The organism is Cellulomonas sp. McL0606 (assembly GCF_058248365.1).
The window spans coordinates 1,711,019-1,734,651 of sequence record NZ_CM177779.1 but is presented as its reverse complement, the minus strand read 5'-3'; the positions used below and the strand labels follow the sequence as shown (position 1 = coordinate 1,734,651).

The 23,633-nt window shown below is 69.8% G+C and carries 14 protein-coding genes, 3 rRNA genes and 1 pseudogene; all 18 read right to left on the bottom strand.

Going from position 1 to position 23,633, the window contains the following annotated elements; all coding sequences use genetic code 11:
* Positions 1-27: 27 nt before the first annotated feature.
* The 18 genes and pseudogenes from murJ to AC38ZX_RS08660 all read right to left on the bottom strand — a co-directional run bounded on the left by murJ (position 28) and on the right by AC38ZX_RS08660 (position 23,600).
* Entirely contained in the window at positions 28-1,701 is a 1,674-nt protein-coding gene (gene murJ, locus AC38ZX_RS08745) for a murein biosynthesis integral membrane protein MurJ (RefSeq protein WP_491296994.1), read from the bottom strand.
* Entirely contained in the window at positions 1,698-2,558 is an 861-nt protein-coding gene (locus AC38ZX_RS08740) for a hypothetical protein (RefSeq protein WP_491296993.1), read from the bottom strand. The genes murJ and AC38ZX_RS08740 overlap by 4 nt, the downstream gene beginning before the upstream one ends.
* A complete protein-coding gene (locus tag AC38ZX_RS08735; RefSeq protein ID WP_426595416.1) occupies positions 2,555-3,586 on the bottom strand; it encodes a copper transporter in 1,032 nt (343 codons plus the stop codon). The genes AC38ZX_RS08740 and AC38ZX_RS08735 overlap by 4 nt, the downstream gene beginning before the upstream one ends.
* 84 nt (positions 3,587-3,670) lie before the next feature.
* A complete protein-coding gene (steA, locus tag AC38ZX_RS08730; protein WP_491296992.1) occupies positions 3,671-4,855 on the bottom strand; it encodes a putative cytokinetic ring protein SteA in 1,185 nt (394 codons plus the stop codon).
* Between the two features lie 6 nt (positions 4,856-4,861).
* Entirely contained in the window at positions 4,862-6,586 is a 1,725-nt protein-coding gene (gene recN, locus AC38ZX_RS08725; protein ID WP_491296991.1) for a DNA repair protein RecN, read from the bottom strand.
* Positions 6,583-7,470, bottom strand: coding sequence for an NAD kinase (locus AC38ZX_RS08720; RefSeq protein WP_426595413.1), 888 nt, complete (start codon positions 7,468-7,470; stop codon positions 6,583-6,585). Before AC38ZX_RS08720 ends, recN begins: the two co-directional genes overlap by 4 nt.
* Positions 7,467-8,231: a TlyA family RNA methyltransferase gene (locus tag AC38ZX_RS08715; protein ID WP_491297343.1), complete on the bottom strand. Its 765-nt coding sequence runs from the start codon at positions 8,229-8,231 to the stop codon at positions 7,467-7,469. Before AC38ZX_RS08715 ends, AC38ZX_RS08720 begins: the two co-directional genes overlap by 4 nt.
* A gap of 43 nt (positions 8,232-8,274) precedes the next feature.
* Positions 8,275-8,439 carry a hypothetical protein gene (locus tag AC38ZX_RS08710; protein WP_426595411.1) on the bottom strand — a complete coding sequence of 55 codons (165 nt, stop codon included), beginning with the start codon at positions 8,437-8,439 and terminating at the stop codon, positions 8,275-8,277.
* Positions 8,440-8,533: 94 nt separating this feature from the next.
* Positions 8,534-9,565: an HAD-IIA family hydrolase gene (locus AC38ZX_RS08705; protein ID WP_491296989.1), complete on the bottom strand. Its 1,032-nt coding sequence runs from the start codon at positions 9,563-9,565 to the stop codon at positions 8,534-8,536.
* Entirely contained in the window at positions 9,562-10,269 is a 708-nt protein-coding gene (locus AC38ZX_RS08700) for a hypothetical protein (RefSeq protein ID WP_491296988.1), read from the bottom strand. The genes AC38ZX_RS08705 and AC38ZX_RS08700 overlap by 4 nt, the downstream gene beginning before the upstream one ends.
* Positions 10,270-12,420: 2,151 nt before the next feature.
* A 5S ribosomal RNA gene (gene rrf, locus AC38ZX_RS08695) occupies positions 12,421-12,537 on the bottom strand.
* A gap of 83 nt (positions 12,538-12,620) precedes the next feature.
* Positions 12,621-15,726: ribosomal RNA gene (locus AC38ZX_RS08690) — 23S ribosomal RNA — on the bottom strand.
* A gap of 453 nt (positions 15,727-16,179) precedes the next feature.
* Positions 16,180-17,700, bottom strand: a 16S ribosomal RNA gene (locus AC38ZX_RS08685).
* Together the 16S, 23S and 5S rRNA genes form the textbook arrangement of a ribosomal RNA operon.
* A 632-nt stretch (positions 17,701-18,332) precedes the next feature.
* Entirely contained in the window at positions 18,333-19,556 is a 1,224-nt protein-coding gene (gene tyrS, locus AC38ZX_RS08680; RefSeq protein ID WP_491297342.1) for a tyrosine--tRNA ligase, read from the bottom strand.
* Positions 19,557-19,650: 94 nt separating this feature from the next.
* The gene (locus AC38ZX_RS08675) at positions 19,651-20,358 is read right to left on the bottom strand and encodes a DNA-3-methyladenine glycosylase (RefSeq protein WP_426595407.1); all 708 of its coding nucleotides are present in this window, start codon (positions 20,356-20,358) and stop codon (positions 19,651-19,653) included.
* Positions 20,355-20,969, bottom strand: coding sequence for a nucleoside/nucleotide kinase family protein (locus AC38ZX_RS08670; RefSeq protein WP_491296987.1), 615 nt, complete (start codon positions 20,967-20,969; stop codon positions 20,355-20,357). The genes AC38ZX_RS08675 and AC38ZX_RS08670 overlap by 4 nt, the downstream gene beginning before the upstream one ends.
* Positions 20,954-22,372: an argininosuccinate lyase gene (gene argH / locus AC38ZX_RS08665; RefSeq protein WP_426595405.1), complete on the bottom strand. Its 1,419-nt coding sequence runs from the start codon at positions 22,370-22,372 to the stop codon at positions 20,954-20,956. Before argH ends, AC38ZX_RS08670 begins: the two co-directional genes overlap by 16 nt.
* Positions 22,365-23,600, bottom strand: a pseudogene (locus AC38ZX_RS08660) (argininosuccinate synthase). Before AC38ZX_RS08660 ends, argH begins: the two are co-directional and overlap by 8 nt.
* Positions 23,601-23,633 lie beyond the last annotated feature (33 nt).

Here is a 23,633-nt window from a genome sequence, read left to right as displayed (position 1 = left end):
CACGTCCGTCGTCACGTGCGCCTGGACTCAGGCCAGTGGCGCGTTCGGGTTGGCGGGATCGGTGACGCGGTCGGACCGCGGCGCGGACTCGAGCGTGCGGAAGTCGCTCAGCGTCCCCCGGTCCGCGATCAGCACTCCAGCGGCGACGACGACCGCTGCCAGGATGGCACCGCCTGCTGCCGCGCCGATGGCCGTGAGAACGCCGTGCCCGACGAGGTCGGCGACCGAGTCGACCAACCACCGTCCGACCACCGCGCCGAGAGCGGCCCCGAGGACGAGGACCGCCGCGGACCGCGCGAGTCCGGCGATCGCTGCTCGACCGGCCGCGCGACGCAGCAGGACCACGGCCACGGCACCACCGACGAACATGCCGAGCGAGCTCGCCTGCGCGAGCGCGAGCAGCGTGCCCTCCGGGTCGCTACCGCTCGGCACGTAGACCCCAGCGAGGACCGGCGTCGCGACCGCGACGGTTCCCCACCCAGCCACGTTCGCGGCGATCGCCGAGCGTCCACGCTCCTGCGCATATAGCGCACGCGACGCGTGGAACATGAGCGCGAACCCGAGCAGCCCGGGCATGAGCCAGGTGATCGTCGCGGTCATCGCGCGCATGCCCGCGCCGCCCCCGGAGATGCCGACGAAGATGTCGGTCACGGCGGGCGCGGCGGCCACGACGGCGGCGGCGCCCAGGGCGGCGGCCATGAGCACGGCTCGCGTCGTCCCCGAGGCCATCCGCGCAAAGGCGTCACGCTCGCCGGCCGCGGCGCGGGCAGACAGCCGCGGGAACGTCGACGTGGCCAAGGGCACGACGAGCACCGCGTAGGGCAGCAGGTAGACCTGCTGCGACCAGAGGTACACCGACCAGGTGCCGATGTTGCCGCGATCGCTCGACACAGCAAGCCCGACGAGCACCGAGAGCTGCTGCGCGACGAGCGAGCCCACGCCCGCGAAGGCCAGGACGGCGAGCCGGCGACCGATGCCGGTGGGGAACTTCAGCGTCGGTCGGATCCGGACGCCGAGCCGGTGCACCGGGATGAACATCGGGAAGCACATCGCGGCGACGCCGAGGGTCGTCCCCCAGCCGAGCACCCCCAGCGCGCCCCGCGGTACGGCGTCCGGGTTGTCCAGCTGGCCGTCGGCGAGGGACGCGTAGACGAGATACGTGGCGATGACGACGAGCGACGAGAGCACGGGCGCGAACGCCGGCCAGAAGAACCTCTTGTGGGCCTGCAGCACGGCATAGAGCAGCACGGCCACCCCGTACATCGGCACCTGCACCGCGAACACCGCGATGAAGTACTGCAGCAGCGACCTCTGGGAGTCGCCCAGGTCTCCCGGCCACACCGAGGCGATGAACCCGCTCGCCGCGGCGAGCGCCACACCGAGCGGTACGAGGACCAGCAAGGTCCAGCCGAACGTCGCCGACGTGATCGCGTCGACGTCCTTGCGCAACGAGCGCGAGACGGGCAGGGCGAGCAGCGGGACGAGCGCACCCGCGAGGGCGCCGCCCGCCGCGACCTCGAAGAGGACGTTGGGCAGGGTGTTCGCGGCGTTGTAGACGCCGCCGATGCTGCCGTCGTGGAACGCGTGGGCCTGGACGAGGTATCGGCCGAAGCCCAGCACACGGCTCAGGACGGTGACCGCGGCGATCATGGCCGCGGCGCCGCCGAGCCCGGCGAGCCCGCGTCGCCCGGCGGGACTCACGCCTGCGTGTGCACGGGTCGTCGGCCCCAGCGGTCGACGTCACGCAGCACCGGTGTCCGCTCGATGACCTGGGTGAAGCTGACCTTCTCGCTGGCGACCGTGAGCCCGACGACGGCCGCGAGCACGACGAGCCGGACCGGCCGGGGCGCCGACAGCACGAGGGACGTCCCGAGCGTCGCCCCGATCGCGTTCGCACCGCCGTCGCCGAGCATGTCGGCCTCGGCAAGGTCCTGGTCGATCGCCGATCCCGTGGCACCCAGCACGGCCACCGCTGCTCCGGCACCGGCACCGGGGCCGAAGGCGAGGGGGGCCGCGGCGATGCCGGCCGCCTTCAGGGCGCGACCGGGACGCAGGTCGAGGAGGTTCAGGAGGTTCGCGCTCGACGCGATCAGCGCGCCCGAGGTCCCGACGTCGGCGAGCCAGCCGATCGGCCGGCGTCCCCGGACCGGCGTGGCGAGCGCCGCGGCCACCAGGGCGCCGGCGCCGATGCCGAGCACCTTGAGCCCGCCCGTGGTGACCTGTCCGTGCGCGAGGGCACCGAGGTGCCCGCGCAGACCCTTGCGCCGGTCGGCCTGGTCCTCGCCGAGGTCGTCGGCCAGGCCGAATGCCGCACCCGCGGCCGTGGCGACGGTCAGCGCCGCGGCGGACCGGGCCGAGCTCGCACCGACGAGCCCACCGGCCAGCAGCCCAGCGGCGACGGACGGTCCTTCCAACAGGCTCACGGGTTCGCCGCGGTGGTTCGTCCGCGTCCACCGGTCCTGCCCGCCGGGTGCCTGCCCGTCGAAGACGCCACGCACCACCGACGTGACCACCCCGGCCACGATCCCGGCGACGGCCCTGCGAGCCAACCCGGTCACGGGGCCGCCCCGACGCCCGCGTCCTGCGGGACCGCCGCGGTCCGGCTGACCGCCGGCAGCTGCACGGCCGGCGGCAGCGGCGTCTCGCCGTCGCCGAACCCGTAGTGGCCGTTCACCCCGCCGATCCGGTTGGCCAGTGCGAGCGGCACGTTGATCTGCCCCGTCACCAGATCGGTCCCGGACACGGTGGTGAGCGCCGCGGCCAGGTCGCCGTCCGCGAGGATCGCGTCGGTCAACGTGCCCTTGCCCCGCTGACCGTCGGCCAGCACCGCGCCGGTGGACAGCTTCTGCGCCGCGCTGACGACCGCGACCTGCGCCGCGACGACGTCCGCCGACGGCGCCGGGGGCGGGGTCGCGCCGCTGGCGACCGGCTCGACGGGGACCGCCACGACGACGACCGCGTCGGCCGGCATGGTCACCGGATCGGAGACCGTGACCAGCGGGTTGTCCTTGTTGTCCGATGACGACAGGGCGTCGAGCAGCGTCGACGCGTCGTTGGACAGCGCGTCGGGGTTGGCCGGGTCGGCCGTCACGAGCGCCTGCACCAGGGCGGACGCGAGGTCCGCCTCGACGGCCGCGTCCGCGGGAGGGGCAGGGTCGAGGTACGGCGTGAGCTGGCCGACGAGAGCCTGCCGGAACGTGCGGACGTCGGGATCGGTCCACATGTCCGTGAGCGTGACGTGCGCGGTGACCGTGGCACCGGACTGGTCGAGGCGCTGGTCCAGCGCGGTCTGGGTCTTGTCCGGCACCTTGCCCAGGGCGATGACGGCAACCCGGCGGCCCGTCAGGGCACCGTCGAGAAGCTGCGGACCGGCGGCGTCGATGTAGGTCTCGGAGTCCTTCAGGTCCCCGGCGGTGCCGTCGAGCTCGGTGCGCAACGCGTCCTTCTCCTGACGGAGCTGCTCGACCTGGCCGGTCAGGGTGTCGCCGATCGTCTCCTTGAGCGGGCCGGCGCCGAGCGCGATGCCCACCGCGAGCGCGAGGAACACCGAGATCAGCGAGACGACGTGGTAGCGGAAGTCGATCATCGTGCGCAGTCTCCGTCGGGTACGGCCCCGGCGGTGGCCGGAATCAGGTGCAGGGGAAGGTGGTCGTCGATGGTCGCGCTCATGTCACACGCCGTCGAACAGACCGCGGACCCACGACGTCATGTCGTCGACGCGGGCGCCGAGGAGGCCGATCATCGTCTGGCCTGCCGCGGTCGAGGCCAGCGCGACGCCGAGCGCCAGCAGGCCGGCGAGCACGAGCAGGGTGAGCTGGACGTTGGAGATCCGGTTCCGGTAGAGCCGCGACACGCCCTTGGCGTCGACGAACTTGCTGCCCACCCGCAGCCGCGTGAGGAAGGTGCTGGCCATCCCCGATCGACCCTTGTCCAGGAACTCGACGAGGGTGGCGTGCGTGCCGACGGCGACGATGAGCTCGGCACCCTTGTCGTCGGCGAGCAGCATCGCGACGTCCTCGCTGGTGCCGGTGGCGGGGAAGACGACGTGCGGGACGTCGAGCTGCTCGACGCGCGCCAGACCGGGCGCTCGGCCGTCGCGGTACGCGTGGACGATCACCTCGGCACCGCACGTCAGGGCACGGTCGGAGACCGAGTCCATGTCGCCGACGATCATGTCGGGTCGCCAGCCGGCGTCCAGGATCGCGTCGGCTCCCCCGTCCACCCCGATGAGCACCGGACGGTACTCCCGGATGTAGGGGCGAAGCGTGACGAGGTCTTCCTTGTAGTGGTAGCCGCGCACGACGATCAGCACCTGCCGGCCGTCGATGACCGTCCGGATGTCCGGGACGCCCACGCCGTCGAGCAGCAGGTCGCGCTCGCGTCGCAGGTAGTCCATCGTGTTGGCCGCGAACGACTCCAGCTGGACGGAGAGCCCCGCGCGCGCCTCCTCCATCGAGGTCGCGACGGTCTCCGCCGTCTGCGTGACGCCCTCGGCCACGAGCGTGTCGCCCTCGTAGACCGAGCCGTCGACCACCCGGAGCTGGTGGCCCTCCGTGAGCGACATGACGTCGGCACCCAGGTCGTCGACCAGCGGGATGCCCGCGCCGACCAGGATCTCCGGGCCGAGGTTCGGGTAGCGCCCCGAGGTCGAGCGCGCGGCGTTCAGGACCGCGGCGGGCTGGCACGCGACCAGCGCCTCGGCCGACACACGGTCGAGGTCGAGGTGGTCGATGACCGCGATGTCACCAGGGCGAAGTCGCTTGGTGAGGCCCTTGGTCCGCGGGTCGACCCGCGCCGGGCCGGCGACGGCGCCGGGTTCGGGCACAGTGGTGCGTTTGCGCAGGGATGCTCTCATCGTCGCTCATCGTCCCACGGTCGAGAGGGCGAAGAGCTCTGCGGCATGCGTCCGCGCGGCGTCCGAGTCCTCCTGACCGGAGAGCATGCGGGCGAGCTCGCGGACGCGGTCCTCATTCGTGACGAAGCGCACGTCCGACTCGGTGACCACGTCGACCCCGTCCGCGGTCGACTTGGTGACCACGAGATGCCGGTCGGCGAAGGCGGCGACCTGCGCCAGGTGGGTCACGACGAGCACCTGGGTGCCCTGCGCGAGCTCGGCGAGCCGTCGACCCACCTCGATCGCGGCCCGGCCGCCGACGCCCGCGTCGACCTCGTCGAAGACGAAGGTTCCCGGAGTCGTGGCACCCGAACCGGGTGCGGTCGCCAGCGCGACCTCGATGGCCAGCATGACGCGGGACAGCTCGCCGCCGGACGCGCCCTTGCCGAGCGGCCGGGCAGGTGCGCCGGCGTGCGGAACGAGCAGCATCTCGATCCGATCGGCGCCGTGCGGACCGCGTTCCTCGAGGGGCTCGACGGCGATCTGCAGCTCCGCGCCGCCCATCGCCAGGCCCGTGAGCTCCGTCGAGACGACCGCGGCCAGCGCCGTCGCCCCGGAGCGGCGAGCGCCCGAGATGCCGGCGGCCAGCGTGGTGAGCTCCGCGTCCAAGGTCGCCAGCCGGGACCGCAGCGCGTCGATCCGCTGGTCCCCGCCGTCGAGATCCAGGAGCCTGCGACCGGCGGTGTCGGCCCAGGCCAGCACCTCGTCGACCGTCGACCCGTACGTCCGGGTCAGCGCACCCAGATCGGCGCGGCGGCGCTGTGCGGCGTCGAGACGCAACGGGTCCGCCTGCAGGTCCTCGAGGTAGCCGGCGAGGTCGGTCGCCACGTCGGCGAGCAGGTAGCCGGCCTCGGCGATCCGCGTCGCCAGGGCAGCCAGCGCAGGGTCGTGCGCACCCTCGTGCTCGAGCAGGCGGCGCGCCTGGTCGATCGTCGCGACCGCCGCGGCTGCGTCGTCGACGTCTCCGCCGACCAGCGCCGTGTGGGCCCCGCTCGCGGCCGCGCGCAGGTCCTCCGCGTGCGCCAGCCGCTCGACCTCCTCGGCCAGGGCGACGTCCTCACCCGCCTGCGGGTCCACGCGCTCGACCTCCGCGAGGCCAAGGCGCAGCAGCTCCGCCTCGCGCAGACGGTCCCGCGCTCGGTCCACCAGCTCGGCCAGCTCCAGCTCGACCCGGGCCCGCTCCGTCCAGGCCGCGCGGTAGCGGTCCAGGACGTCTCGGTGGTCGGTGCCGACGAACGCGTCGAGCGCCTCCCGCTGGTGCGCCGGTGACCGCAACCGTGCCTGGTCGGCCTGGCCGTGGACGGTGACCAGCTCGTCGGCGAGCTCGGCCAGGACCGTCTGCGGCACCGACCGACCGCCGAGGAACGCTCGCGAGCGGCCCGCGGCCCCCGCCCCGACGGTCCGCAGCAGCACCAGGCTGCCGTCGTCGTCGAGCTCGGCGCCCGCGTCGGCGGCACGGCTCAGCCCGGCGGAGCCCGCCTCGAGCGTCACGCGGCCCTCGACCGCGGCCGACGAGGCACCGGTGCGCACGGTCGCCGAGTCGGCCTTCCCGCCGAGCAGCAGGCCCAGCGCGGTCAGCACCATCGTCTTGCCGGCCCCCGTCTCCCCCGTGATGACGGTGAGCCCGGGCCCGAGCTCGAGGTGGGCACGGCCGATGACGCCGAGGTTGTCGATCCGGATCTCCTCGATCACCCGGTCACCTCGTCGCTGTGTCGCGGCCGCCGTCCGTTCGGCCGACCGCGCCAGCCGTCGACGGGCAGCGCGAACTTGTTCACCAGGCGTGTGGTGAACGGCGCCGGTGTCAGCCGCGCGAGGCGGACCGGGACGTCGCTGCGGGTGACCTCGACGCGCGAGCCGACCGGCACCTCGAGCCTGCGTCGCCCGTCCATGGTCAGCAGGCCGGCCGCCGGCGACCGCTCGAGCAGCTCGATCGCGAGCATGCTGCGCGGCCCGACGACCAGCGGCCGCGCGAACAGCGCGTGCGCCGCGACCGGCACCAGGATCATCCCGTCCACGTCCGGCCAGACGACCGGGCCGCCCGCGGAGAACGCGTGCGCCGTCGACCCGGTCGCGGTCGCTGCCACGACTCCGTCGCAGCCGAACGACGACAAGGGGTGCCCGTCGACCTCGACCAGCACCTCGAGCATGCGCGAGCGGTCGGCCTTCTCCAGCGCGGCCTCGTTCAAGGCCCAGCCCGTGCTGACCGAGCCGTCGCTCGCCAGCACCCGGACGTCCAGCGTGCCGCGCTCCTCGACGTCGAAGTCGCCGGAGGTGAGCCGCCCGACGGCCTCACCGATGTCGTCGCGCTCGCTCTCGGCCAGGAATCCGACGTGCCCGAGGTTGACCCCGAGCAACGGCACCGACGTCCCACGGGTGAGCTCGGCCGCACGCAGGATCGTCCCGTCGCCGCCGAGCACGATGGCCAGCTCGAACGACGGGAGGTCGGCGGCCACGGCGTCCTCGGCGGCCAGCACGGGCTCGACGCCGGCACGCTCGAGCGCGGCGACGGCGTCCCGGGTGGCCGAGACGGCCTCCTCACGCCCCCCGTGCGTCACCACCAGCGCCCGACGGCTCATCGCTCCCCCTCCGACAGCACCGCGGCGCGGACGCGCGTGACGTCCACCGTGGGGGCCGCCTCGTCCCGCCGGAGCCACACGAAGAACTCGACGTTGCCGCTCGGGCCCGGCAGGGGGCTGCGCACGACCTCCCGGAGGCCCAGACCGAGCCCGGCGGCCGCGGTCGCGACACCGACGACGGCGTCGACCCACAACGACGGCAGACGGACGACACCACCCGACCCCAACCGCTCCCGACCCACCTCGAACTGAGGCTTGACCATGAGCAGCTGGTCGGCGTCCGGCGCGGCCACGTCCACGAGCGCCGGGAGCACGAGCGTCAACGAGATGAACGACAGGTCGGCGACGACGAGCGACGGCGGCGGGTCGATGTCGCCGCGCGCGAGCGTCCGCACGTTCACACCCTCCCGGACGTCCACCCGTTCGTCGGCACGCAGGGTGTCGACGATCTGGTCGTGGCCGACGTCGACGGCGACGACGTGCTGCGCACCGCGCCGCAGGAGCACGTCCGTGAACCCACCCGTGCTGGCGCCCGCGTCGAGGCATCGTCGGCCGCGCACGTCGACCGCGGGGATCGCGTCGAGGGCGCCCGCGAGCTTATGGCCCGCCCGCGACGCATACCCCGGGTCGTGCTCGTCGGGCTCCACCGTGACCGTGCGATCGTCCGTCACCGGCGTCGCGCTGCGAGCCACGGGCGTGCCGTCGACGGCGACTCGTCCGGCCGCGATCAGGTCGCCCGCCTGCTTGCGCGACCGAGCCAGCCCGCGGCGGACGAGTCTCGGTGTCGAGGCGGGTGGCCAAGGGTCAGCCCTCGGCGTCGGCGAGCCGGTCCTGCAGCGCGCCGTGCACGGCCTCGAACACGGCGACGTGCGCGCGCAGCGGCTGGTCCTCGAGCCCGTCGAGCCGCGAGAGGGCCTCGTCGACAGCGGCGTCCGCAGTCGTGCCGTAGCCGTCGTCGCTCTCGCTCACTGCCGCTCCTCGGTGTGGTGGGTCCGGTCGGTGCCGGGACGCGCCCACGCTACCTGGGATGTCCGGCGACGCCTGCGCGGCGCACGCACGTCCGTCAGGTCGTCGCCAGCTCGGGCACTGTGGTCGCGTCGATGTCGACGCCGGCGTCCGCCGCGGCCCAGGCGGCCGCGCAGGCCGCGCGCGCGACGTCCACCCGGTCCTCGGTGCTCGACGGCTCGTACCGACCGAACTCGAGGGCGCCGTCGACGATCCGCGCGGACGCCTCACGACAGGTCCACCAGCCGTCGTCGGCCCGGACGGGCTCCGGGTGTGCGACGAGCAGCGAGAGCAGGTCGGCACCGATCAGGTGAGGTCGCTCGCCCGGTACGGCCAGCACGTCGTCGCGAGCCGAGTTCACACCGGTCAGGACGTGCAGGCCGATGAAGCCGCCCGCACGCGCACCGGCCAGGTCGGTGTCGAGACGGTCACCGACGACCAGCGTCTCGCGCGCACCGGCCCGCTCGACGGCCATGCGGTACATGGTCGGTGACGGCTTGCCGGCGCTGTCCGGCGTGACACCGGTCGCGGCCCGCACGGCGCCCACCAGGGAGCCGTTCCCCGGGGCGAACCCGCGGGCGGTCGGCAGGCTCAGGTCCAGGTTCGAGGCCACGTGCCAGGCGCCGCGCTCGACCGCGTAGGCGGCCTCGGCCAGCTGCGGCCACCCGACCTCGGGCGCGAAGCCCTGGGCCACCGCAGCCGGTTCGTCGTCGGCCGAGAACACCACCTGGTACCCGGCGGCGCGGACCGCGGTGACCAGGCCGGCACCGCCGACCACCAGCACCTTCTGGCCCGCGGGCAGCCGTGTGGTCAGGCTGGCGGCAGCCTGTGCGGCGGTCATCACCTCACCCGGCTGCGTCGCGATCCCCAGCCCGGTCAGCTGGTCGGCCACCGACTCCGGCTCGCGCGAGGCGTTGTTGGTGACGAAGACCAGCCGCATCCCCCGCTCACGCGCGCTCGACAAGCCCTGCGCAGCGCCGTCGATCGGCTCGTGGCCCTTGTAGGCCACACCGTCGAGGTCGACGAGCGCCAGGTCGAACCGGTCCGCGAGCGGCGTCGCCGACCCGATCAGCGTTGCCGCGTCTGTCACCGATCGCCCTCGCCCTCGTCGTCGGCAGCCAGGAGCGCCTCGGCCTCGGCGAGCGCGTCGTCCTCGTCGTCGTCGTCTTCGTCGTCGTCCTCGTCGGCCAGGGACGCGTCGCCCTCGTCGGCCAGCTCGGCCTCCGCTCGCTCGGACGTGCCGGCGTCGCCGGAGGCCTCGACCGGGTAGTCCTCGTACTCGCCCTCGTCGTCGAACTCGCTCAGGTCGAACGCGACGAACTCCTCGTCGGGCTCGACGTCGCCGGCGGCCTCGTCGAGCTGCTCCTGCGTGTACGGCTCGAGCTCGGCCGCGGCCGCATCGGTCATCCCGGCAGCCTCGAGCGCGGTAGCCCGCGCCTGCGCCACCCGGATCGCGACGACCCCCGTGCCGGCGCGCACCGCGTCGGTCGACAGGGCCGCCACGGCTGCCTCGGGCTGGCCGAGGTCGAGCCGCGCACCGCTGACCACCATCGCCAGCTCGATCGTCGCCTCGGCGTCCAGCGTCTCGGCCTCGGGCTCCTGCGCGAGCGCCAGCGCCCGCTCAGGACGGCCGAGCCCGCGCTCACAGTCCGCCATGATCGCAAGGTGCTCCGACGAGCCGTTCAGCCGCCGCACCGTGCGCAGCTCGCGCAGAGCCTCCGCGTACCTCTCGGTCCGGTAGGCGGCCAGACCGGCCGCCTCGCGCACGACGTCGACCCGTCCGGCCCGGCGCACCGCGGCCTGGGCGTGCTCGTAGGCGAGCTCCCGGCTCGGTGTCGAGCAGCCGCCCGACCATGACCAGGTGCCGACCGACGCCGTCCGCGTTGTCCTTGCTCAGCGTCCGGAGCCGACCACGCACCGACTTGTCGAGGTCCGAGAACACGACGTCGTCCGGTATCTCCGGCGCCTCGACGCGCTGGTCCTGCGGAGGCCGCGTCAGCCGCTTGTCGTCGTCGCGTCGGTCCTCGCCGCCACGCGCACCGGCACCCGCCGTGGCACCGTACGGCGCCCGGCCCCGGTCGCCGGACGGGGGCCGACGGTCGTTCGTCGCCGGACGGTCGCCGCGCGGCGCCGACGGGCGGTCCGACCTCGGACGATCGCCGGACGTGCCGCGCGGACGGTCGCCGGACGCCGTGCGGGGACGGTCGCTGGACGACCGATCGTTCCGGTCGCCGTACGCCGGGCGCTCGGTACGCGGACGGTCGCTCGACGAACGATCGTTCCGGTCGTTGTACGCCGGGCGCTCGGAACGCGGACGGTCGCTCGACGGCCGATCGTTCCGGTCGCCGTACGCCGGACGCTCGGTACGCGGACGGTCGCTCGACGAACGATCGTTCCGGTCGTTGTACGCCGGGCGATCACCACGCTCGAAGGGAGGCCGGTCCGTGCGCGGACGGTCGACCGGCTGGCGACGTGCTGCCGAACCCGACCTGTCGCCATAGGTTCCGCGGTCGCTCGCACCGGCGGCCCCGAACGAGGGCCGGTCGCCGTAGGCAGGCCGTCCTCCGGACGCGGGACGGTCCGAACGCGGGCGGTCACCGTACGAGCCACCGGACGAGGAACGGTCCTGACGGTCACCGTAGGCAGGCCGTCCTCCGGACGCGGGACGGTCCGAACGCGGGCGGTCGCCGTACGAGCCACCGGACGAGGAACGGTCCTGACGGTCACCGTAGGCGGGCCGACCACCGGACGCGGGACGGTCCGAACGCGGGCGGTCGCCGTACGAGCCACCGGACGAGGAACGGTCCTGACGGTCACCGTAGGCGGGCCGACCACCGGACGCGGGACGGTCCGAACGCGGGCGGTCGCCGTACGAGCCACCGGACGAGGAACGGTCCTGACGGTCACCGTAGGCGGGCCGACCACCGGACGCGGGACGGTCCGAACGCGGGCGGTCACCGTAGGGCGGACGCCCACCCGTCGACGAACGATCGTTGCGCGAACGGTCGCCGGACGAAGGGGCCGCGCCACGCGGGGCGCCGTAGGAGGGCCGATCGCTGCGCTGACGGTCGCCGTAGGACGAACGGTCGCCCTGGGGGCGGTCGCCCGACCCCGAGCGGTTGTCTCGACCACGGTCGCCGTACGCCGGGCGCTGACCGGAACGGTCTCCACCGGACGTGGGCGCGCCGGAACGCGGCCGGTCACCGTAGGAACCGGACTGCTCCCCGCGGGACCGGTCGGCGAACGGGGGTCGATCGGTGCGACCCGAGTAGGCCGGGCGGTCACCACGAGAGGCGCCGCTGTACGGCGGACGCCCGTCACGGCCGCCGGATGCCGGACGACCAGCTCGGTCGTCGCCGCGCGAACCGCCGTACGCGGGGCGCTCGCCCCGACCGGACGAGGAGCCGGTGCCGTACGCCGGACGTCCGTACGAACCACCCGACGAGCGCTCGCCGCCCCCCGATCCGTAGGAGGGCCGGCCGCCACGATCGGCTGCCGGGCGTCCACCACGGTCGTCGCGACCAGCCGGCGGACGACCGCCCGAGGAGCCGCCACGAGAGCCGCCGTACGAGGAACCACCCGATCGACTGCGATCACCGCCGGATGCGCCGCCACGGCCCTGAGAGGCGCCCGAGCTGCGCTGCGGGTTCGATCCGTAGCCGGATCGGCCGCCCTCGGCACCACCCGACCGACCACGGTCGCCGGATGTGCCCTTGGCACGGTCATCGCTGTTCATCTGTGTGCTCTCCTCGTCGCGTTCGACCGCACCATCGTCTCATCCCGCGTCGTCGGCGCCCGACGGCGTCCAGGACGGACGATTGTCGACGACCACAGAGGCGGTTGCAGATGTGCGGAAATAGATTCTCGATACGCCCGACGTTGCGCGCAGGTGTGCTGGTGAAAACAGGAAAAGCCACCCCCGGAGGGGTGGCTTTCCTGAATGATGTCCGGCGGCGTCCTACTCTCCCACACCCTGGCGAGTGCAGTACCATCGGCGCTGAAGGGCTTAGCTTCCGGGTTCGGAATGGGACCGGGCGTTTCCCCTTCGCTATGACCGCCGTAACGTTGTCGAGTTGTCAAACGGGTTCCCGTTCGTCTCTCGGGGAACCGCACAGTGGACGCGTAGCACATTGACTTGAATGAATGTGATGAAGTTGTCGGCTTATTAGTACCGGTCAGCTGCGAGGGTCTTTCGTCCCCTCTTCCACATCCGGCCTATCTACCCAGTGGTCTAGCTGGGAGCCTCTCGGGGATCAAGTCCCCATGGAAACCTCATCTTGAAGCAGGCTTCCCGCTTAGATGCTTTCAGCGGTTATCCCTTCCGAACGTAGCCAACCAGCCGTGCTCCTGGCGGAACAACTGGCACACCAGAGGTTCGTCCGTCCCGGTCCTCTCGTACTAGGGACAGCCCTTCTCAAGTTTCCTGCGCGCGCAGCGGATAGGGACCGAACTGTCTCACGACGTTCTAAACCCAGCTCGCGTACCGCTTTAATGGGCGAACAGCCCAACCCTTGGGACCTACTCCAGCCCCAGGATGCGACGAGCCGACATCGAGGTGCCAAACCATGCCGTCGATATGGACTCTTGGGCAAGATCAGCCTGTTATCCCCGGGGTACCTTTTATCCGTTGAGCGACGGCGCTTCCACAAGCCACCGCCGGATCACTAGTTCCGACTTTCGTCCCTGCTCGACCTGTCAGTCTCACAGTCAAGCTCCCCTTGTGCACTTGCACTCGCCACCTGATTGCCAACCAGGCTGAGGGAACCTTTGAGCGCCTCCGTTACATTTTAGGAGGCAACCGCCCCAGTTAAACTACCCATCAGGCACTGTCCCTAGTCCGGATCACGGACCGAGGTTAGATATCCAGAGCGACCAGAGTGGTATTTCAACGTTGACTCCACCGACACTGGCGTGCCGGCTTCACAGTCTCCCACCTATCCTACACAAGCCGCACCGAACACCAATACCAAACTATAGTAAAGGTCCCGGGGTCTTTCCGTCCTGCTGCGCGTAACGAGCATCTTTACTCGTAGTGCAATTTCGCCGAGTTCGCGGTTGAGACAGCGGAGAAGTCGTTACGCCATTCGTGCAGGTCGGAACTTACCCGACAAGGAATTTCGCTACCTTAGGATGGTTATAGTTACCACCGCCGTTTACTGGGGCTTAAATTCTGCTTCGCCTTGCGGCTGACCCGTCCTCTTAACCTTCCAGCACCGGGCAGGCGTCAGTCCGTATACATCGTCTTGCGACTTCGCACGGACCTGTGTTTTTAGTAAACAGTCGCTTCTCCCTGGTCTCTGCGGCCCTTCACGCTCCCCGAGCAAGTCGGTTCACGCTTCAGGCCCCCCTTCTCCCGAAGTTACGGGGGCATTTTGCCGAGTTCCTTAACCACGATTCTCTCGATCGCCTTGGTATTCTCTACCTGACCACCTGAGTCGGTTTGGGGTACGGGCGGCTAGAACCTCGCGTCGAGGCTTTTCTTGGCAGCATAGGATCACCGATTTCCCGCATTCGCGGTCACTGTCAGCTTCTCAGGCTTCACGAGGTGCGGATTTGCCTACACCTCACCCTACGACCTTAGACGTGGACTACCATCGCCACGCTCGGCTACCTTCCTGCGTCACCCCTGTTAATACGCTTACCTACTACCGGTTCGGGTCACGCGCTCTACACCACGGTGTCCCCGAAGGGACGATGCGGTGCTTCGGGCGTTTAGCATCACCGGGCTCGGTATGGGCGGTTCTTCGCCGGTACGGGAATATCAACCCGTTGTCCATCGACTACGCCTGTCGGCCTCGCCTTAGGTCCCGACTTACCCAGGGCGGATTAGCCTGGCCCTGGAACCCTTGGTCATTCGGCGGACGGGTTTCTCACCCGTCATTCGCTACTCATGCCTGCATTCTCACTCGTGTGGGCTCCACCGCTGGGTTCCCCCGCGACTTCACTGCCCACACGACGCTCCCCTACCCATCCACACGCCTGAACCACGAAGGCTTAGCGATGTGTGAATGCCACAGCTTCGGCGGTATACTTGAGCCCCGCTACATTGTCGGCGCGGAATCACTTGACCAGTGAGCTATTACGCACTCTTTCAAGGGTGGCTGCTTCTAAGCCAACCTCCTGGTTGTCTGTGCAACTCCACATCCTTTCCCACTTAGCATACGCTTAGGGGCCTTAGCTGGTGGTCTGGGCTGTTTCCCTCTCGACTACGGGCTTATCCCCCGCAGTCTCACTGCCACGCTCTGGCTTACCGGCATTCGGAGTTTGGCTAACGTCAGTAACCTGGTGGGGCCCATCGGCTATCCAGTAGCTCTACCTCCGGCAAGAAACACGTGACGCTGCACCTAAATGCATTTCGGGGAGAACCAGCTATCACGGAGTTTGATTGGCCTTTCACCCCTAACCACAGGTCATCCCCCAGGTTTTCAACCCTGGTGGGTTCGGTCCTCCACGCGGTCTTACCCGCGCTTCAACCTGCCCATGGCTAGATCACTCCGCTTCGGGTCTAGAGCACGCGACTGAGACGCCCTATTCGGACTCGCTTTCGCTACGGCTTCCCCACACGGGTTAACCTCGCCACGTACCACTAACTCGCAGGCTCATTCTTCAAAAGGCACGCTGTCACCCCTGCTAGGGAGGCTCCAACGGATTGTAGGCACACGGTTTCAGGTACTATTTCACTCCCCTCCCGGGGTACTTTTCACCTTTCCCTCACGGTACTTGTCCGCTATCGGTCACTAGGTAGTATTTAGGCTTACACAGTGGTCTGTGCAGATTCACTCCAGGTTTCTCGGGCCCGGGCTTACTGGGATCCCCTTCGGGAGGCCACGCCATTTCGTCTACGGGGGTCACACCCTCTGTGCCGGGCCTTTCAATGCCCTTCGACTATGACGCGACTTTCTGACTCCCTGTCGGATCGGCAGATCCAACGGAAAGGTCCCACAACCCCGTGCACGCAACGCCTGCCGGCTTGAACACGTACACGGTTTGGCCTGATCCGCTTTCGCTCGCCACTACTCACGGAATATCTCTTCCTGGCGGTACTGAGATGTTTCACTTCCCGCCGTTCCCTCCACACACCCTATATATTCAGGTGCGGGTCACACGACATGACTCGTGCGGGGTTTCCCCATTCGGACATCCTCGGATCACGGTTCGTTTGCCAACTCCCCGAGGCTTATCGCAGGCTACAACGTCCTTCTTCGGCTCCTAGTGCCAAGGCATCCACCCTGTGCCCTTATAAACTTGACCACAAAGATCATTCAAAAAGATGCTCGCGTCCACTGTGCAGTTCTCAAGCTACGACCGGTACTGACACCCTCACCCCAGCGCCTACCCCCACCACCAACACCTTGCAGCGTTGATCGCCTGAGCGGTTCGACCGAGCGGTACCAGCCCGCAGTCCCCCGAACCCGCCCCACGCTCGCAAGCGCAGACCCAGATCCGTAGCGACCCTGAACGAACAACCTTCCGGCTGTTCCCTCAGGACCCAACAGCGTGCCCAGCCGACCCCCAACCCCAGCAGCCACCGTTCCCACCCGAACCCCGAAGGGTTGCGGCGTACTAGGCGCCACCAGCTCGAAGAGCCGGCCACAGTCGATGTTCCACCCTCGAGCACCGTCCCCCACTCGTTCGGCAGGGACAACGGGCCTGGACACCACAGCCACCCCATGACAGGACGACCTGATGCCAGATGCTCCTTAGAAAGGAGGTGATCCAGCCGCACCTTCCGGTACGGCTACCTTGTTACGACTTAGTCCCAATCGCCAGTCCCACCTTCGACAGCTCCCTCTCTTACGAGTTGGGCCACTGGCTTCGGGTGTTACCGACTTTCGTGACTTGACGGGCGGTGTGTACAAGGCCCGGGAACGTATTCACCGCAGCGTTGCTGATCTGCGATTACTAGCGACTCCGACTTCATGGGGTCGAGTTGCAGACCCCAATCCGAACTGAGACCGGCTTTTTGGGATTCGCTCCACCTCGCGGTATCGCAGCCCTTTGTACCGGCCATTGTAGCATGCGTGAAGCCCAAGACATAAGGGGCATGATGATTTGACGTCATCCCCACCTTCCTCCGAGTTGACCCCGGCAGTCTCCCATGAGTCCCCGGCATAACCCGCTGGCAACATGGGACGAGGGTTGCGCTCGTTGCGGGACTTAACCCAACATCTCACGACACGAGCTGACGACAACCATGCACCACCTGTACACCGACCTTACGGGGAGCACATCTCTGCACTTTTCCGGTGTATGTCAAGCCTTGGTAAGGTTCTTCGCGTTGCATCGAATTAATCCGCATGCTCCGCCGCTTGTGCGGGCCCCCGTCAATTTCTTTGAGTTTTAGCCTTGCGGCCGTACTCCCCAGGCGGGGCACTTAATGCGTTTGCTGCGGCACGGAACTCGTGGAATGAGCCCCACACCTAGTGCCCAACGTTTACGGCATGGACTACCAGGGTATCTAATCCTGTTCGCTCCCCATGCTTTCGCTCCTCAGCGTCAGTTGCGGCCCAGTGACCTGCCTTCGCCATCGGTGTTCCTCCTGATATCTGCGCATTCCACCGCTACACCAGGAATTCCAGTCACCCCTACCGCACTCTAGTCTGCCCGTACCCACTGCAAGCCCAAGGTTGAGCCTTAGGTTTTCACAGCAGACGCGACAAACCGCCTACGAGTCTTTACGCCCAATAATTCCGGACAACGCTTGCGCCCTACGTATTACCGCGGCTGCTGGCACGTAGTTAGCCGGCGCTTCTTCTGCAGGTACCGTCACTTTCGCTTCTTCCCTGCTGAAAGGAGTTTACAACCCGAAGGCCGTCATCCTCCACGCGGCGTCGCTGCATCAGGCTTGCGCCCATTGTGCAATATTCCCCACTGCTGCCTCCCGTAGGAGTCTGGGCCGTATCTCAGTCCCAGTGTGGCCGGTCGCCCTCTCAGGCCGGCTACCCGTCGTCGCCTTGGTGGGCCACTACCCCACCAACAAGCTGATAGGCCGCGAGCCCATCCCTCACCGATAAATCTTTCCAGACGCGACACATGCGTGTACGTCTCGTATCCGGTATTAGCCACCGTTTCCGGTGGTTATTCCAGAGTGAAGGGCAGGTTGCTCACGTGTTACTCACCCGTTCGCCACTGATCAGACCAGCAAGCTGGCCATCACCGTTCGACTTGCATGTGTTAAGCACGCCGCCAGCGTTCGTCCTGAGCCAGAATCAAACTCTCCGTAAATGTCAACTGGCACCCCACCACCGAAGCAGCAAGGCAACCGACAAAACGAAACAGCCAACCGGTTCAACCCGGCCGACCAATCCAATTCGGCTGTTCGGATGCCCCCTCCCACGGAGGTGAAAGAAAGACACCCATCTCAACCAAGACCCACCACCTCAAACACCCACACCCAAAGGACGCAGACATCATCGATAGCAAGCCATATGGCATCGACTATTTGGCACACTGTTGAGTTCTCAAGGAACAGACGCGCATCTCCTCGGGATCTTTCGACCCGTCCGAGAGGCTTTGTCGTTCTGAATCTTACCTGGCTTTTCGGCCGCGTTCCGCCACCCTCTCGGGCGGGGAGTGCGAGGCCGGAAGCCCGTCCCTCATACGACTTCAAGGCGCACGAAGCACCGTGAAGTTCGTTCGAGGGGTGGCCACCCTTGGGGACCAGCCACCGTGGTTCGATCCGCGGTGTCCGTTCCTCCCTCTCGGGCGACATCGAGAACATTACGCGCGTGTTGCGGCGGGTGGCAAATCGCGCCGCGGTGACGCCGGTCACCAGGTCGCCTGGCGACACGTCTGAGCAGGTCAGGTACGCGATCGGGCCCGCGAGACGTGCTCGCGGGCCCGTTCGTCGCGAACCGTCACGCCTGGGCGTCGACCACCGCGAGCGTGCGCTTGCCACGGCGCAGCACGGCGAACCGCCCGTGGAGCAGGTCCGCGTCGGCCAGGACCGCGTCCTCGGTGGCCACACGGGCGTTGTTCACCGACGCACCCCCCTCGGCGATCGCCCGTCGGGCGGCCCCCTTGCTGGCCACGACGCCGGTGGCCGCCAGCAGGTCCGCGATCTGGTCGCCGGCCTTCCCGGGCGCCGACGGCAGCTCCGCGACCGCGGCCGCCAGCACGTCCAGCGACAGGTCCGCCAACGAGCCGCGACCGAAGAGCGCCTGACTCGCGGCGACGACCTGGTCGGCGGCGGCCGAACCGTGCACGAGCGAGGTGACCTCGTACGCGAGCGTGCGCTGCGCCTCACGCGCGGCCGGTGCCAACGCCACCGCAGCCGCCAACGCGTCGATCTCGTCGCGGGACAGGAAGGTGAAGACCTTCAGGTAGCCGACCACGTCGGCGTCGTCGGCGTTGAGCCAGAACTGGAAGAAGGCGTACGGCGAGGTCATCTCCGCGTCGAGCCATACCGTGCCGGTCTCGGTCTTGCCGAACTTGGTCCCGTCGGCCTTGGTGATCAGCGGGGTGGTCAGCGCGTGCGCGGCGACGCCCTCCGCCTTGCGGATCAGCTCGACGCCCGACAGGAGGTTGCCCCACTGGTCGCTGCCGCCGGTCTGCAGCGTGATCCCGTGGCGACGGAACAGCTCCAGGAAGTCCATCCCCTGCAGGATCTGGTAGCTGAACTCGGTGAAGCTGATGCCCTGCTCGCTGTTCAGGCGCCGGGCCACCGTGTCCTTGGCGAGCATCGTGCCCAGGCGGTAGTGCTTGCCGACGTCGCGCAGGAAGTCGATGGCGGACAGCGGGGCGGTCCAGTCGAGGTTGTTGACCATCGTCGCGGCGTTCGGCCCGTCGAACCGCAGCAGCGGCTCGATCTGCCGGCGGATCCGCTCCACCCAGCCCGCGACGAGGTCCGGCGAGTTGAGCGTGCGCTCCCCCGCCATCTTCGGGTCGCCGATCAGGCCCGTGGCGCCGCCGACGAGGGCGAACGGCACGTGGCCGGCGTCCTGCAGGCGGCGGACGGTGAGGATCTGCACGAGGTTGCCGATGTGCAGGCTCGGCGCCGTCGGGTCGAAGCCGCAGTAGAGCGGCACCGGTCCCGCGGAGAGTGCGGAGCGAAGGGCGTCGAGGTCGGTGGTCTGGGCGATCAGCCCGCGCCACTCGAGCCGTCGAGCACGTGGTTCATGAGGTCTCCGTAGAAAGTCAGGGCGGGCAGCACGCGCGGGCCGACGTCGTCGCTCGTCAGGGAGCGTCTGTCGACGTCGGCGACCGATACGCCGGCCGGTAGGCGGAGACCGTGCGTTCGTCGGTGAGCCAGTAGCGCCACGGGAACCGGTTCCCCTCGCCACCCGAGCCGGAGACGCCGACGCGCGGTCCCGACTTGTGCGTCGGCAGGGTGACCGCCTGCTGGCGGTGCAGCACGATGTCGCCCCCGGACTCGGTCACGTCGGCGCCGTTCGCACGCAGGTCGAGGCCGAGGGCGACCGCCAGCCGGGCGGGTCCGCGGGCCAGCTGGCGCTCGGAGTCGACCACCCCCACGGCCTCGCGGCGCCGCCATGCCAGGTCGACGCCCTCGACGATCTCGCCGGCGCGCAGCAGGACGGCCGACGGGCTGCCCGTGGGCTCGGTGACGATGTTCAGGCAGTGGTGGAGGCCCAGGTGGCGGTAGACGTACAGCCGGCCCGGCTCCGCGAACATCACCGCGTTGCGGGACGTGCGGCCGCGGTAGGCGTGCGAGCCCGGGTCGTCGGCACCGGCGTAGGCCTCGACCTCGGTGATCCGCAGCGTGACGTCACCGTCGGGCGAACGGGAGGTCAGGTAGGCACCGAGCAGGTCGCGGGCGACCGCGTGCACCTCGCGGGAGTACCAGACGCGCGCCGGGACGACGAGGAACGCGCGCGGGTCGGAGGCGTCCGGCGGCTCGGGTCGGTGGTCGGGCGTCGCGCTCACGCGTCCATCCTGCCGTACGTGACCTGGCTCCCGTGGTCGGGTATCACCGCGCCGAACGCGTCCAGCCGCAGATCCGCACGCTCGCGCGTGCCCTCCCGGGCGAAGTGCGCAGCCTCGTCGGCCATCCAGGTCAGCCAGTGCGCCCGGGCGGCCGACCCGTCCCGCGCGAGCCCCCGCTCGAGGCGCAGCTCGTCGTCGGCCTGGACCCACACCTGCACGACAGCGACCGGCTCGGCCGCCCGCCGCGCCGAGCCGCAGCCCTCGAGCACGAGCAGGGACGGCACGGGGACGTCGATCCAGTCCGCGAACGCCCCGGACGGCCAGTCGTACCGCTGGAACCGACCGGGACGACCGCGGCGCAGCGGTTCGAGGACCTGCGCCGCGAGGCGCGGCCACAGCGAGCCCTCCAGCCCGGACCAGCCCTCGTACAGGTCGTCGAGGTGCACCACGGACGACGTCGGGCCCGCGGCGGCAACGATGGCGGCCGCCGCCGTGGTCTTGCCGGACCCCGCGGGACCGTCGACGCAGACCACGCGGACCGGTCCGAGCCGCGGGGCCCTGGCCAGCGCCGTCGCGACGATCTGGGCGGGCGCGGTCAGGAGGTCGTCCACGCCCGCAGGTCCTGCGCCCGGCCGCGCGCGTCGACGAGCTGCGCCGCCACGGCGGTAGGCGCCGTGCCCCCGACCGCGGAGCGGGACGCCAGCGACCCCTCGACCGTGAGGACGTCGCGGACGCCCGGGGTCAGGTGCGGCGAGATGGCCGCGAGCTCGTCGTCGGTCAGGTCCCACAGCTCGATCGGCGGTTCGTGCGCCTCGCACTCGCGGACGCACGCGCCCGCGACCTCGTGGGCCACGCGGAACGGAACGCCCTGGCGCACGAGCCACTCGGCGATGTCCGTCGCCAGCGAGAACCCCTGCGGTGCGAGCGACGCCATCCGCGCGGTGTCGAACGTGAGCGTGGCGATCATCCCCGCGAACGCCGGCAGGAGGATGGTGAGCTGGTCGACCTGGTCGAAGACGGGCTCCTTGTCCTCCTGCAGGTCACGGTTGTAGGCGAGCGGGAGGCCCTTGAGGGTGGTGAGCAGCCCGGTCAGGTCGCCGATCAGGCGGCCCGCCTTGCCGCGCGCGAGCTCGGCGATGTCGGGGTTCTTCTTCTGCGGCATGATGCTCGAGCCCGTGGAGTAGGCGTCATGCAGACGCACGAACCCGAACTCCTTGGTCGACCAGAGGATGACCTCCTCGGCGAGCCGCGAGACGTCCACCGCCAGCATGGCGGCCACGAACGCGAACTCCGCGACGACGTCGCGCGACGCCGTGCCGTCGATCGAGTTCTCGACCGGACCGTCGAAGCCGAGCTCGCGCGCGACGGCCGCCGGGTCGAGACCGAGCGACGATCCCGCGAGCGCTCCGGACCCGTAGGGCGACCGCGCCGCCCGCGCGTCCCAGGAGATCCAGCGGTCGACGTCGCGCATCAGCGGCCACGCGTGCGCGAGCAGGTGGTGCGCGAGCAGGACGGGCTGAGCGTGCTGCAGGTGGGTGCGGCCCGGCATCGGGGCGTCCCCCGCGGCGGCGGCCTGCTCGGTCAGAGCGTCGACCAGGTCCAGGACGAGTCCCGCGAGCGAACGCGCCTCGCGCCGCAGGTACATCCGTACCAGCGTGGCGATCTGGTCGTTGCGCGAGCGGCCCGCCCGCAGCTTGCCGCCGACGTCCGCGCCGGCGCGCTCGATGAGCCCGCGCTCCAACGCCGTGTGCACGTCCTCGTCGTCGGGACCCGGACCGAAGGCGCCGCTGGCCACGTCGGCCCGCAGCACCTCGAGAGCGTCGACCATCGTCGCGACCTCGTCGTCGGAGAGCAGACCCGCCGCGTGCAGGACGTGCGCGTGCGCGACCGAACCCGAGATGTCGACGTCGGCCAGCCGCCAGTCGAAGTGCGTCGACCGGGACAGCTCCGCCAGGGCGGCCGCCGGCCCGGAGGCGAAGCGGCCGCCCCAGAGGGCGAGCGGCTGGTCAGCCACTGATCCCGCCCTGCGAGCCGAGGTCGACGCCGTTGCCGAACCGGACGTCGCGCGCGGCGGCGAGCTTGGAGCCTGAGGCCGTAGATCTCGATGAAGCCCTTCGCCGCGGCCTGGTCGAAGGTGTCGCCCGTGTCGTAGGTGGCGAGGTTGAAGTCGTACAGGCTCGCGTCCGAACGACGGCCGGTGACGGTGGCGCGGCCGCCGTGCAGGACGATGCGCACGTCGCCGGAGACGTACCGCTGGGTGTCGTCGACGAAGACGTCGAGCGACTTCTTCAGCGGCGAGAACCACTGGCCGTCGTAGACGCGGTCCAGCGCTGGGCGACGGTGCGCTTGAACCGGGCCTGCTCGCGCTCGACGGTGACGTTCTCGAGCTCCTGGTGCGCGGCGATGAGCGCCATCGCGCCCGGCGCCTCGTAGACCTCGCGCGACTTGATGCCGACCAGGCGGTCCTCGACGATGTCGATCCGGCCGACGCCGTGGGCGCCGGCGCGGCGGTTCATCTCCTGGATCGCCTGCAGAGGGGTCACCGGGATGCCGTCGAGCGCGACGGGAACGCCGGCCTCGAACGTGACGATGACCTCGTCGGCGACCGGCGGGAACGTCGGGTCGTCGGTGTAGGTGTAGACGTCCTTGGTCGGGCCGTTCCAGATGTCCTCGAGGAAGCCGGTCTCGACCGCGCGGCCCCACACGTTCTGGTCGATCGAGAACGGGTTGTGCTTGGTGGTCTCGATGGGCAGCGCGTTGCGGGTGGCGAACTCGATGGCCTTGTCGCGGGTCAGCGCCAGGTCGCGGACGGGCGCGAGGCACGTCAGGTCGGGGGCCAGCGAGGTGATGCCGACCTCGAAACGGACCTGGTCGTTGCCCTTGCCGGTGCAGCCGTGCGCCACGGTGGTCGCACCGAACTGCTTGGCGGCCCGCACGAGGTGCTTGACGATCACCGGGCGGGACAGGGCCGAGACCAGCGGGTAGCGGTCCAGGTAGAGCGCGTTCGCCTTGAGCGCGGGCATGCAGTACTCGCTGGCGAACTCGTCTCGGGCGTCGGCGACGTACGCCTCGACCGCGCCGCAGTCGAGCGCGCGCTGGCGGATGACGTTGAGGTCCTCGCCGCCCTGGCCGACGTCGACCGCGACGGCGATGACCTCGGCACCGGTCGCCTCGGCGATCCAGCCGATTCCGACGGAGGTGTCCAGGCCGCCGGAGTAGGCGAGGACGACGCGCTGAGTCATGAAAGGTCTCTCTTCTGGGTCGGTGTGTTCGAG

What these genes read in the sequence shown, in the direction of transcription:
- AC38ZX_RS08735 (WP_426595416.1), bottom strand. Translation starts at nt 3,586, where the DNA reads ATGATCGACTTCCGCTACCACGTCGTCTCGCTGATCTCGGTGTTCCTC.
- steA (WP_491296992.1), bottom strand. Translation starts at nt 4,855, where the DNA reads ATGAGAGCATCCCTGCGCAAACGCACCACTGTGCCCGAACCCGGCGCC.
- AC38ZX_RS08720 (WP_426595413.1), bottom strand. Translation starts at nt 7,470, where the DNA reads ATGAGCCGTCGGGCGCTGGTGGTGACGCACGGGGGGCGTGAGGAGGCC.